We start from the raw sequence: 17,514 nt of genomic DNA, 5'->3' as shown, positions 1-17,514 counted from the left end.
CGCGGGGGCTGGGGTCAGACGCCGCTGTCGACGATCGCGCGGGCCAGCAGCGGCACGGTCGCCGCGTTGAGCCCGGCGATGTTCATCCGCGAATCGCCCACCATGTAGATCCCGTGCTTGGTCTTCATCGCCTGCACCTGCTCGGGGCTCGCGCCGAGGCGTGAGAACATCCCCCGGTGCTGGGCGAGGAAGCCGAACCGGTCCGAGCCGGTGAGCGTCTGCAACTCGTCGGCCAGTTTCTGGCGCAGCGAGAGCATCGAAAGCCGCGTATCTTCCAGCTCGGCCTGCCAGTCGGCGCGCAATGCCTCGTCGTTGAGGATGGTCGCGACCACGCGCGCGCCGTGGTCGGGCGGGAAGGAGTAGTTCTGGCGGTTGAGATAGGCCAGCGTCTCCTGGGTGAGCGCCTGCTGCGCGGTCTCGTGGACCACGGCCATCAAAAGCCCGGTGCGCTCGCGGTAGACGCCGAAGTTCTTCGAGCAGGAGGCCGCGATCAGCACTTCGGGGCAGGAGGAGGCCACAAGCCGCGTCCCCGCCGCATCCGCCTCCAGCCCGTCGCCGAAGCCCTGATAGGCGATGTCGATCATCGGGATCGCCCCGGTGGCGTTGAGGTGGTCGACCACCGCCTGCCATTCGGTGAGGTTAAGGTTGGCCCCGGTCGGGTTGTGGCAGCAGCCGTGCAGCAGCACGATATCGCCCGCCCGCACCTGCGCCAAATCGGCCATCATCCCGGCGAAATCGACCGCCCGCGACTCCTCGTCGAAATAGCGGTAGGCGATGGTCTCCATCCCGAGATACTTCAGGATCGACAGGTGGTTGGGCCAGGTGGGGTTGGAGACGAACACCCGCGCGTCGGGATTGGCCATGCGCACCAGCTCAAAGGCCTGACGCACCGCGCCGGTGCCGCCCGGCGTCGCCACGGCGGCGATCTGCCCCGGCGCGACCGCATCCCCGAGGATCAGCGCGGAAAGCGCCTGGGTATAGGCACTGTCGCCCGCAAGCCCGGTGTAGGATTTGCTCTCCTGCGTCTCCCAGATGCGCTTCTCGGCGGATTTGACCGCACGCATCACCGGGGTGATGCCCTCGGCATTGCGATAGACGCCCACGCCAAGGTCGATCTTGTCGGTGCGCGGATCGGCCTTGAACTCGACCATCAGGGCGAGGATCTTGTCTGCGGGCTGGGCCTTGAGATTGCCGAACATCATGCGTCTCCGGTTGCGACGGGAAGGGTATGGAAGGCGCCCCACTCGGCCCAGGAGCCGTCGTAGAGCGAGTGGTCATGTTTGCCCAGGCGCTCCAGCGCGAGGTTGAGAACCGCCGCCGTGACGCCCGAGCCGCAGGTCGTGATCGCCGGCTTGGCAAGATCGACGCCGGCGCCCTCGAAGGCGGATTTGAGCGCGGGGAGGTCCTTCATCGTGCCATCTGGATTGAGCAGCGCGGCATAGGGAACGTTCTTGGCGCCGGGGATGTGGCCGGTGCGCAGATCGGCGCGGGGCTCGGGCTCGGTCCCGGCAAAACGGCCGGGAGAGCGGGCGTCGATGATCTCGTGATCGCCGAGCTTGGCGGCCGCCGAAACCTGCGTCACGTCGCGCACGAGGTACGCCTGCCGCTGCACCGTCATGTGCCGGTCCCGGATCACCGGGGCCAGGTCCTCGACCTCGCGGCCTTCCTCCTGCCACTTGGGCAGGCCCCCGTCGAGCACCGCCACATCGCGCTTGCCCATCAGCCGGAAGAGCCACCAGACCCGCGCCGCCGAAAACAGCCCCGCCCCGTCATAGACGACCACCTGATGCCCGTCACCGACCCCCATGGCGCGCAGCCGCGACATGAATTTCTCCACCGGCGGGGCCATGTGGGGCAGCTCGGAGCGTTGGTCGGAGATCTCGTCGATGTCGAAGAACCGCGCGCCGGGGATATGGGCGCGCTCGAACTCGGCCCGGGGGTTGCGCCCGGCGGAGGGCAGATACCACGAGGCATCGAGAAGCCGCAGGTCCGGATCCTTCAGGTGCTGCGCCAGCCAGGCGGTGGACACGAGGGTTTGCGGGTCGTCTTTTGCCATCGCCGTCTCTCTCGCGGGCTCGCGCGCGGGGCGGGCCCTCCATCTTTGGTCTTGATCGGGTGCGGCCCGGGGCGCGCTCGGGCGTTCAGTCCGGGCATGGGTAGCCGAGGGCGGCGGGGCTGACAAGGGCGTGCCTGCTCAGCCGTGCCTCTTCAGCTGTTGTCCTTCAGCAGCCGCTGTTTCTGGCGGGCCCAGTCGCGTTTGGCGTCGCTGGCGCGCTTGTCATGGGTCTTCTTGCCCTTGGCGATGCCCACCTTGAGCTTCACCAGCCCGCGGTGGTTGAAGTAGATCACCAACGGCACGAGCGTCATGCCCTTGCGCTGCGTCGCGTTCCAGAGCCGGGCGAGCTCGCGTTTGCCCACCAGCAACTTGCGCCGCCGCCGCTCCTCATGCTGGAAGGTCTTGGCCTGCTTGTAGGGCGCGATGTAGGCGTTGACGAGCCACAGCTCGCCCTCCTCCACGGCGGCGTAGCTCTCGGCGATATTCGCGCCCCCGCTCCGCAGCGATTTGACCTCCGAGCCCTCCAGGATGATCCCGCATTCAAGATCGTCCTCGATGGCATAGTCGAACCGCGCGCGACGGTTGTCCGCGATCACCTTGTAATTCTTGTCGTCGTCTTTTTTGGCCATGTCGGAGGCAGATATAGGCGCGCGGGCGGGCTGTAAACAGAGGGCGCGGCTCAAACTTCCGCGGCGACCGGCTCCGCCCGGAGCCAGACGCCGCCCTCGGGGCGGAGCGTGAGGATCATCACCGGGTCCGGCGCGCGGCCCGGGTCGGGCGTGAAGCGGAAGCGGGCGAGGAGGGTCGCGAGGATGATCACCGCCTCCTGCAGCGCGAAGCTCGCGCCGATGCAGACCCGCGGGCCATCGCCGAAGGGCAGGTAGGCGTAGCGGTCGATCGCGCGGGGATCGGCGAAGCGCTCGGGGCGGAAGGCGTCCGGATCCTCCCACAGGAGACGGTGGCGATGGAGCGCATAGACCGGCAACAGGACCGTATCGCCCGAGCGCACCTCGCGGCCGCAGAGCACGTCAGCTCGCTGCGCCGTGCGCGCCAGAAGGGCCGCGGGCGGGTAAAGGCGCAAGGCCTCGTCGAGCACCTGGCGGATGTAGGGCAGGCGGTCCACATCATCACCCGTCGCGGCGCGCATGCCGAGCACGGCCTGCGCCTCGGCGCGCGCGCGGTCCTGCACGTCGGGGTCGAAGGCGCAGAGGTAGAGCGCCCAGGAGAGCGTGAGCGCGGTGGTCTCGTGCCCCGCGACGATGAAGGTCAGCAAGTTGTCGCGCAGCTCCTGCGTGCTCATGTGACGCCCGCTCTCGGGATCGGCGCCGGCGAGCAGAAGGTCCAGCAGATCGGGCACGCCGGTCGCCTCTGCCGCGCGCCGCCGCTCGATCGCCTCATCCGCCACCCGCTTCATCGCCCGGAGGCCAGAGCCGGTGACAAGCCGCCCCGGGCGCGGGACCCAGTCCGGCAGGCCCAGGATATCGAAGAGCGAGGCCTTGCCCGCCTCGGCGATGTAGCTCTCGATCGCGCGGTGCACCCCGTCGCGGTCAAACCCCTCGCCGCCCGAAAAGGTCACGTCCGAGATCACGTCGAATGTTGTGGAGACCATCTCCTCGAAGAGATCGACCGGCTGCGCCCCGGCGGCGCCGATCCGCTCGGCCGAGCGCTCGGCGGCGGCGCTCATGATCGGGGCGAGGTTGCGCATGTTGCGCAAGGAGAAGGCGGGCGCGACGGTGCGCCGCTGCCAGCGCCAGTCGGCCCCCTCGGCGATGAAGATCGAGCGCCCGATCGCCGGGCGCAGCAGGTTCTTCGTGACCTCCGATTTGGGGTAATCGTCAAGCCGGTCACGCAGGATGTGTTTCAGCGCGCCGGGGTCCATCACCATGTGCCAGCGCTTGCCCGTCCGCCCCGAGACCATCGGCTGGCGGGTGGCGATTTCGGGGATGATCGAGAGCACGTTGCGCCGCATCGCGCGCAGAGACGCCAGAACGCCCATCGGCGCCGTCACCAGCGGCACGCGCACCGGGTGCGCGGGGGGCGTGGCGCGCGCGGAGGGGCGCGGCGGGGGGCTCGTGATCTGCATGACCCTGACCATAGGGCGCCGGCGCGCCCCTGCAAGCGCGGGGGCTCAGGCCTGTTGCGAGATCTTTCCCTTGGCGGGCAGGGCGAGGGACCGCATGGTTTCCTCACTGGCGCCGCGGCGTTCGGCGAGGAACCGCGCGGTGGTCTTGGCATCCATGGGGCGCGCGAGGCCGAACCCCTGCAGGTAGCAACAGCGCATCTCGCGCAGGATGTGAATATGGGCGTCGCTCTCGACCCCCTCGGCCACCACCTTGATCCCGAGCATGTGGCCGATGCCGATGATCGTCCGGACAAGGTCCTTCTGGCGCTGCGAGCCGACGATGGGCTGGACGAGGTTGCGGTCGATCTTGAGGCGCTTGGGCGCGATCTCGAGAAGACTCGCGATCGAGGCATGGCCGCTGCCGAAATCGTCGATCTCGATGTCGATCCCAAGCGCGTTGATCGCGCGCAGGTTCTGGTCGATCACGCTGCTGCGCGCATCCAGAAAGGCCGATTCCAGCAACTCGAAGGTCAGCATCCCGGCAGGCAGATCCATCGCCCGCAGGCTCTCGGCCAAGGTTGGATCGTTGAGCCGGTTGGCCGAAACATTGACCGACACCGGCGGCACCGCGAGCCCCGCCGCGGTCCAGCTCTTGATGTCGTGCACCGCCCGGCGCAGGACCAGCTCGTCGCATTGCGCGATCAGCCCCATCTCCTCGGCGGTGCGCAGGAATTCCTGCGGCGAGATCATCCCGTATTTCCCGCTCTGCCAGCGCACCAGCGCCTCCAGCCCGGTGACCTCGAGCGTCTCGGTGTCGAATTGCGGCTGGTAGTGGCAGGTGATTTCGCCCTTCTCGAACCCCGCCGAGAGCGCATCGAAGGAGGTCTTGCGCCGCCGCGCCTGCTCCTTCATCGACGCCGAGTAGAACCGCACACGCCCGCGCCCGGCTTGCTTGGCCTCGTAGAGCGCCAGATCGGCGTTGATGAACAGCTGCCCGCCATCGGCGGAGGGGTAATCGGTCGTGGCGACGCCGATGCTGGTGCCGATCTTGCACTCCTGCGCGCCATAGAAGAAGGGCTGTGAAATCTCGCCGATGATGTCCTCGGCGATCCGTTCCAGCGTCGCATCCCCCGGCGCATCGAAGAGCAGCGCGACAAACTCATCCCCGCCCACGCGGGAGACGAGTGCGCCCGGCGGCGTGGTGCGGCGCAGCACGGAGGCAGCATGTTTGAGCGTGGCATCGCCGGCGTCATGGCCGAGCGTGTCATTGATATGCTTGAAGTGGTCGATGTCGAAATGCAGCACCGCAAGGCGCTTGGCGCTGCCCGCGCGATGGATCGAGGCCTGGGTCGCATAGGCCTCGTCGAGCTTGCGGCGATTGGCGAGCCCGGTCATCGCGTCATGGCGGCTCTCGTATTCGAGCCGCGCGCGCGCCTGTTCCAGCGCCTGGGTCTTGAGCTTGTCATGGGTGACGTCGAAGCTCACGCCATAGTAGCGCGGTTCTGCTTCGTCATCGGTGATGTACTTGCCCCGCGCGCGGATGTGGCGGATGCCGCCCTCGCGGGTCAGCACGCGGTAGTCATGGGCGATGTCGCAGCGCCGGTCGATGCAGGCCCCGAGATAGGCGAGCGCCTCTTCGCGATCCTCGGGATGGATGCGTTGGGCCCAGTCGGGGAAGGAACGGCCGCGGCGCCCTCCGGCCAGTTCGGGCATGATCAGGCGGTGGTTGTTCCAGAAGATGCTCCGCGTCTCCGGATCGATCTCCCATCGGGCCATGCCTGCGGCCTCCATCGCCACATCGAGCCGCCGCGACATGCGCTGTCCCTCCAGCTCGACCGATTTGATGTCGGTGATGTCGGTGTCCGTCCCGATGATATGAACCGGGGCGCCCGCCGCATCGCGCCGCACGACGCTTCCGCGGCTGAGGAACCAGACCCAGTGTCCATCCTTGTGGCGCTGGCGGAACTTGTAGTTGATGATGTCGGTCTCGCCCGCGTCGATCCGCCGCCAGTCCTCCTCCAGATGCGCCACGTCCTGCGGGTGGATCGTGAGCAGCCAGTCCTCGGTGGTTTTGGGAATTTGATCGTCGGGGCCGAGCCCGCGCAGATCGCGCCATGTTTTGGACAGAAAATGCAGATCGCGTTCGAAATCGTGGTCCCAGACTGCCTGGTTCGCGCCCTGCACGGCGCTGCGCCAGCGCGAATCGCCCTCGCTGAGCCCGTGCACCTCGCCGCCCTCGCTGCTGATCCCGGTCACGTCGATCTCCTCGACCGTGATCCGCAGCGGCACCCCGTTTTCATCGCGCGCGTAGACCTCGCCTGAGGCGAAGATTGACCGTCGTCCGAGCGCGGGGCTGTCGAGCTGGTAATTGCGCCGGAATTCGGGCTCGACCGAGGAGGCCAGCCGCGTGATCCCGCAGTGCAACGCGACCACGTCGCGCGGGGCCAACTCGCGCAGGTACTCGGCGATGCTCGGCGCCGTGATGTCCGGCAAGCCCGGCCCGCTGGCCTGCATCCGGATCTCCCCGTTGGTCAGGTCCAGCTCCCACTGGCGCCGCGGCAGTGGGTCCCGTTCGTCTTCCGAAGGCGGAAAATCGGCGCCATGCGGGGTCGGGTCCACCTGCTGCAGCAGGTATCCCTGAAGCGTGCCGGACGCGTCCTTGATGCCATTGGCGCGGAAAAGCTGTGTTCCGCCGGGGCCGCGCACGGCCGCCATCGCGGTGTCGAGCGGGGCAGGGCGTTCGGCGATCTGACTCAGGTGCCCGAGAAAGCCCGACGCTTCAATGGGGCAAAGACAGTCCGAGAGCGGCTTTCCGCGCAGATCGCTGGCATGATCATGGCCCAGAAGCGACAGGCCGGCCCGGTTGACCGCGAGGATATCCGTCTGGGGCGAGAGCAGCAACGCAGGCGCGGCGATCGCTTCGATCAGCGGATTTGTGCAATCCTCGCCGGGATTTCCTACATGCGGCATCACTCACCATACTTTGGACACGAGACGCATCGCGTCGTGCTTCGGGGTTCCTATGGATAGGTTTCAAAGGGTTTGCAAAGTGTTAACAGTTGGTTGCGCCGGGCGCCCCGCAGCGGGCGATTTAGGCACGACTTTACTCGAATGCCCCAAGGTCAAGTCGCCTCTTAGATACAGGGCAGAGATACAGGTTTATGGATTTTCAGGCCCGTCCCTGGCGCGAGGGTCGATTTGCCCTGCCCCTAGCGCAACCCGGTGCCTTCCGTTAGTCATGCCCCCCGAGGCCGCCGGATCGGGGACGGGCCATCACGGATGGGAGACCGCATGACACGGATTTTCGCGCTATTTTTGCTCTGCGCCGGGCTTGCGGCCTGTGGGGTCAACGATCTTGACAAGGCACCGGTGCCGCTGGGCGATTTCGCCCTTGGTCACAACGTGGTTCGGGCACCAAAGCCGGTGAAGGGCCCCGCCTCGCGCGTGGCCACGCCCGAGGCACTGACCGAGGCGCTCAGCTCCGCCATCGAAGCGCGGTTCGGCCGCTACAAGGGCGACCGGCTCTATCACCTCGGCATCAGCATCGATGGCTACGTGCTGGCGCAACCCGGGATCCCTCTTATCTTCACGCCGAAATCGGTCATGATCGTGAACGTGAGCATCTGGGACGACGCGACTCAGACCAAGCTCAACGAGGAGCCGCACCAGATCATCGTCAGCGAGGCGATTTCGGGGCGGACGCTGATCGGCTCGGGCAACACCCAGAGCGCGGATGTGCAACTGGCCAACCTCTCGGCCGTGACGTCCAAGACGCTGGAGCGCTGGCTGGTCGCGCGCATGGCCGAGGACGGCTGGTTCACGGCCCAGTGGCGCGCCGCCGCCGCAGCCGCGGAAACCCCGGCCCAGGCGACACCGTAAACCCCTACGGCACAGTGGCGCGCAAAGCGCCACAGGGCCCCCAACTCCCGCTTGATTTTCCCTGTCCAACCCAATACATCGCCCGCCGAGACGAAACCGGCCCGGCGGGGCCATCAACCAGAGGGCGCCTCACTCCATGGCTAAGGAAAAGTTTGAACGTAACAAGCCGCACGTGAACATCGGCACGATTGGTCACGTTGACCACGGGAAGACGACGCTGACGGCGGCGATCACGAAGTACTTTGGTGACTTCCAGGCCTACGATCAGATCGATGGTGCGCCGGAAGAGAAAGCGCGGGGGATCACGATCTCGACGGCGCACGTGGAGTACGAGACGGAGAACCGTCACTACGCGCACGTTGATTGCCCCGGCCACGCCGACTACGTCAAGAACATGATCACCGGTGCGGCGCAGATGGACGGCGGCATTCTGGTGGTGAACGCGGCCGACGGCCCGATGCCCCAGACCCGCGAGCACATCCTGCTGGCGCGTCAGGTTGGCGTTCCGGCGCTGGTTGTCTTCATGAACAAGGTCGACCAGGTCGATGACGAGGAGCTTCTGGAGCTCGTCGAGATGGAGATCCGCGAGCTGCTGTCCTCCTACGACTTCCCCGGCGACGATATCCCAATCATCGCGGGCTCGGCGCTGGCGGCGATGGAAGGGCGTGACCCGGAGATCGGCGAAGAGAAGATCAAGGAGCTGATGGCGGCGGTTGACGACTACATCCCGACGCCCGAGCGCGCGGTTGACCAGCCGTTCCTGATGCCGATCGAGGACGTGTTCTCGATTTCCGGCCGCGGGACGGTTGTGACCGGCCGTGTCGAGCGCGGTGTTGTGAACGTCGGCGACGAGCTCGAGATCGTGGGCATCAAGGACACCAAGAAGACGACCTGCACGGGCGTCGAGATGTTCCGCAAGCTGCTCGACCGCGGTGAAGCGGGCGACAACATCGGCGCGCTGCTGCGCGGCATCGACCGTGAAGGCGTCGAGCGGGGCCAGGTGCTCTGCAAGCCCGGCTCGGTGAAGCCGCACACGAAGTTCGAGGCCGAGGCCTACATCCTGACCAAGGACGAAGGTGGTCGCCACACGCCGTTCTTCGCCAACTACCGCCCGCAGTTCTACTTCCGCACGACGGATGTGACCGGGACGGTGACGCTGGCCGAAGGCACGGAGATGGTGATGCCGGGCGACAACGTGTCGTTCACGGTTGAGCTGATCGCGCCGATCGCCATGGAAGACGGCCTCCGCTTCGCCATCCGCGAAGGCGGCCGCACCGTCGGCGCAGGCGTCGTCGCCAAAATCGTCGAGTAAGCACAAACCTTCGGGTTCGAAGAGGGCCGGCGGATGAGCCGCCGGTCCTCCTATCAACTCCAAAGCCGCGAAAGGCTAATGAAATGCAAAGCCAGAACATTCGCATTCGGCTGAAGGCCTTCGACTACCGTGTGCTGGATGCCAGCACGCAGGAAATCGTCAACACGGCCAAACGGACCGGCGCCCAGGTGCGCGGGCCCATTCCGCTGCCGAACAAGATCGAGAAGTTCACCGTTCTGCGTGGTCCCCACGTGAACAAGAAATCCCGCGACCAGTTCGAGATCCGCACACACAAGCGCCTTCTCGACATCGTCGACCCGACGCCGCAGACCGTGGACGCGCTCATGAAGCTCGACCTCGCCGCTGGCGTTGACGTGCAGATTTCGGTTTAAGGAGAGTGACGAAGATGTTGCGCTCTGGTGTAATCGCAAAGAAAGTCGGCATGACCCGGCTTTTCATGGAAGACGGCAAACAGATCCCCGTTACCGTTCTCCAACTGGACAAACTTCAGGTCGTCGCCCAGCGGACCGCAGACGAGCACGGCTATTCCGCCGTTCAGCTCGGTGCCGGCACCGCGAAAGCCAAGCGGACCTCCAACGCCATGCGTGGCCACTTCGCCGTTGCGAAGGTCGAGCCCAAGCGCAAGGTTGCGGAATTCCGCGTCGACCCTGACAACCTCATCGCCGTGGGCGAGGAAATCACGGCGGACCACTACTTCGAAGGTCAGTTCGTCGACGTTTCCGGCACCTCGATCGGTAAGGGTTTCGCCGGTGCCATGAAGCGGCACAACTTCGGCGGTCTGCGCGCCTCGCACGGCGTGTCGATTTCCCACCGTTCGCACGGCTCCACCGGCCAGTGTCAGGATCCCGGCAAGGTCTTCAAGGGCAAGAAAATGGCCGGCCACATGGGCGCCGCCAAGGTGACCACGCAGAATCTGCAAGTGGTCAAGACCGACGCCGACCGTGGCCTGATCATGGTCAAGGGCGCGGTTCCGGGCTCCAAGGGTGGCTGGGTCACGATCAAGGACGCGGTGAAGAAACCGTTCCCCGAGAACGCGATCCTGCCCGCAGCCCTGCGCTCCGCAGCCGAAGAAGCGGCCCGTGCCGCCGAGGAAGCTGCTGCCGCTGCAGAGGCCGAAGCCAAAGCCGCCGAAGAGGCTGCCGCCGCTGAAGCCGCCGCTGCTGAAGAAGCCGCTCTGAAAGAGGCCGAGGCATCCATCGAGGCCGAGAAGAAGGAAGGCGAGGAATGAAACTCGACGTGATCAAACTGGACGGCGGCAACGCCGGGTCGGTCGAGCTGGACGAGGCCCTGTTCGGGCTGGAGCCGCGCGCCGACATCCTGCACCGCGTCGTCCGCTGGCAGCGTAACAACGCGCAGCAGGGCACGCACAAGGTCAAGACCCGCTCCGAGACGAGCTACTCGACCAAGAAGATCTATCGCCAGAAGGGCACCGGCGGCGCACGCCACGGTGACCGCAACGCGCCGATCTTCCGCAAGGGTGGTATCTACAAGGGCCCGACCCCGCGCAGCCACGGCCACGACCTGCCGAAGAAATTCCGCAAGCTCGGCCTGCGCCACGCGCTCAGCGCCAAGGCGAAAGCCGGTGAGCTGGTGGTGATCGAGGCGGCGGAAGCCGAAGGCAAAACCGCAGCTCTGGCCAAACAGGTGAAGAACCTGGGCTGGAAACGCGCGCTCGTCATCGACGGCGCCGCGGTCAACGAAGGCTTCGCCAAGGCCGCCCGCAACATCGAAGGTCTGGATATCCTGCCGACGATGGGCGCTAACGTGTATGACATCCTCAAGCGCGATACGCTCGTGCTGACCAAGGCGGGTGTTGAAGCTCTGGAGGCTCGTTTGAAATGAGCGCAAAAGCAGAACATTATGACGTGATCCGCAAGCCGATCATCACCGAGAAAACCACCATGGCGTCCGAAAACGGCGCGGTGGTCTTCGAAGTGGCGATCGACAGCAACAAGCCGCAGATCAAGGACGCCGTCGAGGCGCTCTTTGGTGTGAAGGTGAAAGCGGTCAACACGACGATCACCAAAGGCAAGACCAAGCGCTTCCGGGGCATCTCCGGTCGCCGCAAGGACGTCAAGAAAGCCTATGTGACGCTCGAAGAGGGCAACACCATCGACGTGTCCACCGGTCTTTGATCCACGGCACATGATGACTTAAAAAGGCCTCCGCAAATGCGGAGGCCTTTTTCCTTTTCAGGGCCTTGGATCGCTATGAGTAGCGGCGAAGGCTTTAGCCGCGCGTCAAACGCCGCTCGGCCAGGAGAACTCCGGGCGAAGACCTTCGTGGACTGGGCGACCATCGTCAGGCTGTTTGTAGCCTTTGGATGCGTCGTAGAAGGCGTGATAGGTCGCGGCCGGGAAACTCGCGTTGTCGTAGCCCATGACATTGGGCACCGCGACGCGGATCCGCTTCTGCTTGTCGTCCAGCATGATCGGCGTGCCGCAATCCTTGCACAGGCACAGCTCGAGCGGCCCATCGGGATTATCGGCATTGAAGGGCACACGATCGAGGTTGCCTTCGTTCGAACACTTCAGATCGCCATGTTTGAAAAACGCAACATGCGTGGTGAGCTGGCCCGTGACGTTCTTGCACACGTTGCAGTGACATTGGTGGTTGTCGATCGGTTCGGCATTCGACGACACGACGACATGCGCACATCCGCCCTGATACTTGGCTTTCCCCATTCCGACGAGCGAGCCGGCGATCTGTTCGGATATATAGCCAAACACGTTGCCGATGATCATCGATATGGAGACTGCGATCGCAACCTGGATGATGCCGCCCGAACCTTCGCCATAGGCAGCACCGCCCAGTAAAAACAGGCCCGCCGTCGCGGCGTAGCCGTAAACCTGTGCGGGGATCGCCGACAGAATGCTGACCTTGGCGCCGAGGATCATGATCAGGACGGTCGCACCGACACAGATCCCCGCGTTGACCGCCGTGACGCCCATGGACGTAAGCACGATAAGGGCGACCGCGGCCATGATGGCGCCCCAGATATTGGCGAGGGTCGAACTTTTCAGCCCTTCAGTCTTGCCGCCGCAATGAAAGTAACTTGCCCAGGCGATGAAGATCACCCAAATCAAAACATATGGGCTGGCCATGGCGACGGCCCCCCATGTTGCCAAACCACCCATCACTCCTATGACGATGGCGAGTGCGATTATAAGATCCATTATTGGTCCCTCCCTTATTGTGAATGCCTTTTTGCGGGCAGTGGAGTGACACATCTGATTGACTTTTGGTCAATCTGGACATTCGGCTGTGTCGGGGGCTCTTCGTAGTGTGATCAAGACGCCCCTATGCAACGGTAGGACCTGACGCTTTCTGCGCGTCCCTGATCTCCCGACTGACGTCTAGAAGGCTCGAAGAGGGCAACACCATCGGCGTGACCACCGGACTCTGATCGGATCAACCGCTGGATAGGGGGCGAGGCCTCCGCGGATACCGAGTGCAGTGCTCGAAACTACGGCGTCGTGTCAGGAAAGCTGCGTCACATCTGGATAGAGGTACTTGATCGAGCCGCTCAACTTATGGCGTTTTGACAAGCCCAAGGCATAGTTTGCGGAAGCAAACGCGGCGTCCCAGGTTTCCGGTTTGGTGGGGCCATTCAAATCCGGGTCGTTCAGAAAGCAAACGTAGAACAACGTCGCTTTTACGCCTTGTTCTCGGAGCCACCACAGAAACGCCAAGCGATTACAATATTGGAAGTAGATTTCGGACCACAGGTCGGGACGGGTCGCGCCAAGATCGATAGCGACCTTCCGGAGCGAGGACTCGATCCTGTGTTTCGAAGGTTCGGTTGCAGCGGTCCTGGACGAAAAGAACTCGGGAATGTGGGCCTTCGCTTCGACCAAAACCGGACCCGTTTCGGAAACCCCGAGCGCATCCCATTGTGGGCCGCCCCGGGGCCAGAAATCGGAAAGCGCATCCGCGTGCTGAGCGCATCCGACCAAATTGAGAAAATCGCGATCCCGGTATTCTGCATAGTCATCCGATTTTAGTGGTGAGCGCCATTCGATTTGGGGGATGTCATCTGGTTGGAGTAGATCAGGGCGACGTTCAACTGCGCGTTGAAGCCATTTCAAACTGCCCTTCGCGCCCTTGGGTTGTTTTACGCGCATGAAACGATGCCCTTTTATTGCGACCTCAACTGAGTGTCGGATTTCCGGCGCGCGCGTGTCTATAAATTTCTGATATTTCTTGATTTGATGACTGTGCCTTGACGGGCGGTGTCCCATCCCCTAAACGACCCCATCCGCTACGGCCCCGGATTCGTCCGGGGTTTCGTTATTCGCGGCGGAGCAGAACCGGGCACCTTCGGGGGCCTATACCAGGCGGGTCCATCGCGACCCCACACATAGCGGGAGTTTTCTCTCGCGTTTGCTAAACGGAAGACAGAAAGCATGGCACTCAAGTCGTACAAGCCGACGACGCCGGGCCAGCGCGGGCTGGTGCTGATCGACCGTTCGGAGCTGTGGAAAGGACGTCCTGTCAAGTCCCTCACCGAGGGTCTGACCAAGTCGGGCGGCCGCAACAACACCGGACGGATCACCTCGCGTCGTCGCGGGGGCGGGGCGAAACGCCTCTACCGGATCGTCGATTTCAAGCGCACCAAATTTGATGTGTCGGCCACCGTGGAACGGATCGAATACGACCCGAACCGGACGGCCTTCATCGCGCTGATCAAATATGAAGATGGCGAGCAGGCCTACATCCTCGCTCCGCAGCGTCTCGCTGTTGGTGACAAGGTGGTCGCCTCCGCCAAGGCGGACATCAAACCCGGTAACGCGATGCCCTTCTCGGGCATGCCGATCGGGACGATCGTCCACAACATCGAGCTCAAGCCCGGCAAGGGTGGCCAGATCGCACGCGCCGCGGGCACCTATGCCCAGTTCGTCGGCCGTGATGGTGGCTACGCCCAGATCCGCCTGAGCTCGGGCGAGCTGCGCCTGGTGCGTCAGGAATGCATGGCGACCGTTGGTGCCGTGTCGAACCCCGACAACTCCAACCAGAACCTCGGTAAAGCCGGCCGCGTCCGCCACATGGGCAAGCGCCCGTCGGTCCGCGGTGTCGCGATGAACCCGATCGATCACCCCCACGGCGGTGGTGAAGGCCGGACATCCGGTGGTCGGACCCCTGTGACGCCTTGGGGTAAAGACACCAAGGGCAAGCGCACGCGCAACAAGAACAAGGCAAGCCAGAAGCTCATCATCCGCTCGCGGCACGCCAAGAAGAAAGGGCGCTGATCCATGTCACGTTCTGTTTGGAAAGGTCCCTTTGTCGACGCTTACGTGCTGAAAAAAGCCGAAGCTTCGCGCGAAAGCGGACGCAACGAAGTTATCAAGATCTGGTCGCGCCGCTCGACGATCCTGCCCCAGTTCGTGGGCCTGACGTTTGGCGTTTACAACGGCCAGAAACATATCCCCGTCAACGTCTCGGAAGACATGATCGGTCAGAAGTTCGGTGAGTATTCGCCGACCCGGACCTATTATGGCCATGCCGCGGACAAGAAAGCGAAGCGGAAGTAAGTCATGGGCAAGGAAAAGAACCCCCGCCGCGTGGCAGAGAACGAAGCGATGGCAAAACTGCGCATGCTTCGCACCTCCCCGCAGAAGCTGAACCTGGTGGCTGCGATGATCCGCGGCAAGAAGGTCGAGAAGGCGCTCGCCGATCTCACTTTCTCCAACAAGCGGATCGCGGACGACGTGAAGAAATGCCTTCAGTCGGCCATCGCCAATGCCGAGAACAACCACAACCTCGACGTGGACGAACTCGTCGTCGCCGAGGCCTATGTGGGCAAGAACCTGACGATGAAGCGCGGTCGCCCGCGGGCGCGTGGTCGGTTCGGCAAGATCATCAAGCCGTTCTCGGAACTCACCATCAAGGTGCGTCAGATTGAGGAGCAAGCCTAATGGGTAACAAGGTCAATCCGATTGGCATGCGTCTTCAGGTCAACCGCACCTGGGACAGCCGCTGGTATGCCGATACCAAGGATTACGGTGATCTTCTGCTGGAAGACATCAAGATCCGCGACTTCATCAAGGAAGAGTGCAAGCAGGCCGGCGTGGCCCGCGTGATCATCGAGCGTCCGCACAAGAAGTGCCGCGTCACGGTGCACACCGCGCGCCCGGGTGTCATCATCGGCAAGAAAGGCGCGGACATCGAGTCGCTGCGCAAGAAGCTGGCTTCGATGACCGACAGTGAGCTGCACCTCAACATCGTTGAAGTGCGCAAGCCGGAGCTTGACGCCCAGCTGGTCGGCGAGAGCATCGCCCAGCAGCTTGAGCGCCGTGTTTCCTTCCGCCGCGCCATGAAGCGCGCGGTGCAGAACGCGATGCGCATGGGTGCTCTCGGGATCCGGGTCAACGTTTCGGGCCGTCTTGGCGGCGCCGAGATCGCGCGGACCGAATGGTACCGTGAGGGTCGCGTTCCGCTTCACACGCTGCGCGCCGACATCGATTACGCACATTCCGAAGCGATGACCCCCTACGGGATCATCGGGATCAAGGTCTGGATCTTCAAAGGTGAGATCATGGAGCACGATCCTTCGGCGCGTGATCGTCGCACGCAGGAAATTCAAGATGGTCCGGCGCCCCGCGGCGCTGGCGGCCGTCGCTGAGGAGGACTGAGAGATGCTGCAACCAAAGCGCACAAAGTTCCGCAAACAGCATAAAGGCCGGATCAGCGGGCTCGCCAAAGGCGGCTCCGATCTGAACTTCGGCAGTTATGGTCTGAAAGCGACACAGCCCGAGCGCGTCACCGCGCGCCAGATCGAAGCCGCACGTCGTGCCATGACGCGTCACATGAAGCGTCAGGGCCGCGTCTGGATCCGGATCTTCCCGGACACCCCCGTGACCTCCAAGCCCACCGAAGTTCGGATGGGTAAAGGTAAGGGCTCGGTCGATTACTGGGCGTGCAAGGTCAAGCCGGGCCGCGTGATGTTCGAGATCGACGGTGTTGGCGAAGACATCGCCCGCGAGGCCCTGCGCCTTGCCGCGATGAAACTTCCGATCAAGACCCGTATCGTGGAGCGCGAGGACTGGTAAGTCCCGCGCCACACAGGCAAGACGACAAAAAACCCCGCCGGGCGATCGGCGGGGTTTTTCTATTCTCGGCGGTGTGGCGCCAGAGGCGTCAGGCCCATTTATAGTTGAAGGACACCGAAATCCGCTCATCTTCGGACATGTTCATCGGAACCTCGTGGCGCAGCCAGCTTTCCCACAGCAGCACGTCGCCCACATCTGGCGCAACATAGACGAAGCTTTTCAACTCGCGGCGCGCGTCTTTGCGGCGGGGCGGGGCGGCCATCATCATCGGGTGGCGCGGGTCTTCGTATTTGATCGCGCTCGCCCCTTCGGGCATGGCGACATAGGTGGTGCCGCTGATGACGGAATGGGGATGGATATGCGCCGCATGCGTCCCGCCTTCGGGCAGGATGTTGATCCAGATATCCTCGAGCACCAGCGATTGCCCGTCGAGGTCGAACTCGAGGTCCTCCACGAAGGCGGCGACGTGTTTGTCCAGCGCTGCCACGAGATCCCCGAAAATCGGGAAGCGCCAGGGCAGGTCGCTGAGCGAGGCGTAGGAGGTGTAGCCGGGATAGGCGTTTTCCTCGCACCAGGTCTGGCCGGCCTCATCGTCGTTGGCGATGGCCCAGCAGGAGGCTTCGAGCTCGGATTGGTCTATGGGATCGCCGTGCTCTGAGAGCTTGGCGCGGTAGAGGCGGGTGGCGAAGAGCGACTCGATCTGTGACATGGATCTGTGTTACCGCAGAAGCCGCGCTGCGGCGAGGCCCGATCCGGCCGCCGGGCAGGCCTCGGGACCGGGCAGGGGGAGCAAGATTGGCCAATCCCGGGCATCGGGGGTTGCCAGCAGGCGCAATGGCCCCTATACGGCCCCTTCATCACGAACTCCACCAGATTCGCGGTGACCTCAACTATTTGAGGGCCGACTGGTGATGTTGGAAAGGAAGACAGGCGATGAACGCCAACGAACTGCGTGACAAGACGCCCGATCAGCTGCGCGAGCAGCTGACGGCACTCAAGAAAGAGGCTTTCAACCTCCGCTTCCAGCAGGCCACTGGCCAGCTTGAAGGCACCGCACGGATGCGGACCGTCCGCCGCGACGTCGCGCGCGTCAAGACGATCCTCAACCAAAAAGCCGCTGCGGCAGCCGAGTAAG

Annotated in this window: 20 protein-coding genes; 12 read left to right on the top strand and 8 right to left on the bottom strand. The window is 64.0% G+C overall.

The genetic code is table 11. The features are described from left to right. Positions 1 to 14: 14 nt before the first annotated feature. The 5 genes from BM353_RS07915 to BM353_RS07895 all read right to left on the bottom strand — a co-directional run bounded on the left by BM353_RS07915 (position 15) and on the right by BM353_RS07895 (position 7,088). Positions 15 to 1,199, bottom strand: a complete 1,185-nt coding sequence (locus tag BM353_RS07915; protein WP_092078985.1) for an amino acid aminotransferase — start codon at positions 1,197 to 1,199, stop codon at positions 15 to 17. Then, positions 1,199 to 2,056, bottom strand: a complete 858-nt coding sequence (gene sseA, locus BM353_RS07910; RefSeq protein WP_092078982.1) for a 3-mercaptopyruvate sulfurtransferase — start codon at positions 2,054 to 2,056, stop codon at positions 1,199 to 1,201. Before sseA ends, BM353_RS07915 begins: the two co-directional genes overlap by 1 nt. Positions 2,057 to 2,208: 152 nt before the next feature. After that, positions 2,209 to 2,685 carry an SsrA-binding protein SmpB gene (gene smpB / locus BM353_RS07905; RefSeq protein WP_092078979.1) on the bottom strand — a complete coding sequence of 159 codons (477 nt, stop codon included), beginning with the start codon at positions 2,683 to 2,685 and terminating at the stop codon, positions 2,209 to 2,211. 50 nt (positions 2,686 to 2,735) lie between these two features. Then, a complete protein-coding gene (locus BM353_RS07900; protein ID WP_245759601.1) occupies positions 2,736 to 4,139 on the bottom strand; it encodes a cytochrome P450 in 1,404 nt (467 codons plus the stop codon). 45 nt (positions 4,140 to 4,184) lie between these two features. Further along, positions 4,185 to 7,088, bottom strand: coding sequence for an EAL domain-containing protein (locus tag BM353_RS07895; protein ID WP_092078976.1), 2,904 nt, complete (start codon positions 7,086 to 7,088; stop codon positions 4,185 to 4,187). Positions 7,089 to 7,409: 321 nt separating this feature from the next. On the opposite strand from BM353_RS07895, the gene BM353_RS07890 reads away from it, so the two are divergent. The 6 genes from BM353_RS07890 to BM353_RS07865 all read left to right on the top strand — a co-directional run bounded on the left by BM353_RS07890 (position 7,410) and on the right by BM353_RS07865 (position 11,465). Further along, the gene (locus BM353_RS07890) at positions 7,410 to 7,997 is read left to right on the top strand and encodes a hypothetical protein (RefSeq protein ID WP_092078973.1); all 588 of its coding nucleotides are present in this window, start codon (positions 7,410 to 7,412) and stop codon (positions 7,995 to 7,997) included. 136 nt (positions 7,998 to 8,133) lie between these two features. Further along, entirely contained in the window at positions 8,134 to 9,309 is a 1,176-nt protein-coding gene (tuf, locus tag BM353_RS07885; RefSeq protein ID WP_092078971.1) for an elongation factor Tu, read from the top strand. An 83-nt stretch (positions 9,310 to 9,392) separates the two neighbouring features. Then, complete coding sequence (rpsJ, locus tag BM353_RS07880) at positions 9,393 to 9,701, top strand: 30S ribosomal protein S10 (protein WP_037273464.1); 309 nt, start codon at positions 9,393 to 9,395, stop codon at positions 9,699 to 9,701. Positions 9,702 to 9,715: 14 nt separating this feature from the next. After that, positions 9,716 to 10,558: a 50S ribosomal protein L3 gene (gene rplC, locus BM353_RS07875; protein ID WP_092078969.1), complete on the top strand. Its 843-nt coding sequence runs from the start codon at positions 9,716 to 9,718 to the stop codon at positions 10,556 to 10,558. Then, on the top strand, positions 10,555 to 11,172 hold the full coding sequence (gene rplD, locus BM353_RS07870; protein ID WP_092078966.1) for a 50S ribosomal protein L4: 618 nt from the start codon (positions 10,555 to 10,557) through the stop codon (positions 11,170 to 11,172). Before rplC ends, rplD begins: the two co-directional genes overlap by 4 nt. Further along, positions 11,169 to 11,465: a 50S ribosomal protein L23 gene (locus BM353_RS07865; protein ID WP_092078963.1), complete on the top strand. Its 297-nt coding sequence runs from the start codon at positions 11,169 to 11,171 to the stop codon at positions 11,463 to 11,465. The genes rplD and BM353_RS07865 overlap by 4 nt, the downstream gene beginning before the upstream one ends. A gap of 105 nt (positions 11,466 to 11,570) precedes the next feature. On the opposite strand, the gene BM353_RS07860 is transcribed toward BM353_RS07865, so the two are convergent. Next, positions 11,571 to 12,506, bottom strand: coding sequence for a DUF1097 domain-containing protein (locus tag BM353_RS07860; RefSeq protein ID WP_177220493.1), 936 nt, complete (start codon positions 12,504 to 12,506; stop codon positions 11,571 to 11,573). A 303-nt stretch (positions 12,507 to 12,809) separates the two neighbouring features. Then, on the bottom strand, positions 12,810 to 13,454 hold the full coding sequence (locus BM353_RS16595) for a hypothetical protein (RefSeq protein ID WP_143104126.1): 645 nt from the start codon (positions 13,452 to 13,454) through the stop codon (positions 12,810 to 12,812). 282 nt (positions 13,455 to 13,736) lie between these two features. Here BM353_RS16595 and rplB point away from each other — a divergent pair, with 282 nt between their 5' ends. From rplB to rplP, 5 genes are read left to right on the top strand one after another with little or no spacing between them, the layout of a single operon-like run. Next, entirely contained in the window at positions 13,737 to 14,579 is an 843-nt protein-coding gene (rplB, locus tag BM353_RS07850; RefSeq protein ID WP_092078954.1) for a 50S ribosomal protein L2, read from the top strand. 3 nt (positions 14,580 to 14,582) lie between these two features. Next, the gene (gene rpsS, locus BM353_RS07845) at positions 14,583 to 14,861 is read left to right on the top strand and encodes a 30S ribosomal protein S19 (RefSeq protein WP_048532936.1); all 279 of its coding nucleotides are present in this window, start codon (positions 14,583 to 14,585) and stop codon (positions 14,859 to 14,861) included. A 3-nt stretch (positions 14,862 to 14,864) separates the two neighbouring features. Next, positions 14,865 to 15,245, top strand: coding sequence for a 50S ribosomal protein L22 (rplV, locus tag BM353_RS07840; RefSeq protein WP_092078951.1), 381 nt, complete (start codon positions 14,865 to 14,867; stop codon positions 15,243 to 15,245). After that, on the top strand, positions 15,245 to 15,952 hold the full coding sequence (gene rpsC, locus BM353_RS07835; protein WP_092078949.1) for a 30S ribosomal protein S3: 708 nt from the start codon (positions 15,245 to 15,247) through the stop codon (positions 15,950 to 15,952). The genes rplV and rpsC overlap by 1 nt, the downstream gene beginning before the upstream one ends. Before the next feature lie 13 nt (positions 15,953 to 15,965). Next, positions 15,966 to 16,379, top strand: a complete 414-nt coding sequence (gene rplP / locus BM353_RS07830) for a 50S ribosomal protein L16 (protein ID WP_092078946.1) — start codon at positions 15,966 to 15,968, stop codon at positions 16,377 to 16,379. Positions 16,380 to 16,467: 88 nt separating this feature from the next. Here the strand turns inward: rplP and BM353_RS07825 are convergent, their stop codons facing one another. After that, positions 16,468 to 17,088: a 2OG-Fe(II) oxygenase family protein gene (locus BM353_RS07825; protein ID WP_092078943.1), complete on the bottom strand. Its 621-nt coding sequence runs from the start codon at positions 17,086 to 17,088 to the stop codon at positions 16,468 to 16,470. Positions 17,089 to 17,312: 224 nt separating this feature from the next. Between BM353_RS07825 and rpmC the strand changes: the two genes are divergently transcribed. Then, positions 17,313 to 17,513: a 50S ribosomal protein L29 gene (rpmC, locus tag BM353_RS07820; RefSeq protein ID WP_092078940.1), complete on the top strand. Its 201-nt coding sequence runs from the start codon at positions 17,313 to 17,315 to the stop codon at positions 17,511 to 17,513. Position 17,514: the final 1 nt, after the last annotated feature.

The sequence above is a fragment of the Poseidonocella sedimentorum genome (assembly GCF_900116005.1).
Lineage (GTDB): Bacteria > Pseudomonadota > Alphaproteobacteria > Rhodobacterales > Rhodobacteraceae > Poseidonocella > Poseidonocella sedimentorum.
Note: the sequence above shows the minus strand (reverse complement) of the source record. Positions and strands in the feature narration are given on the sequence as shown.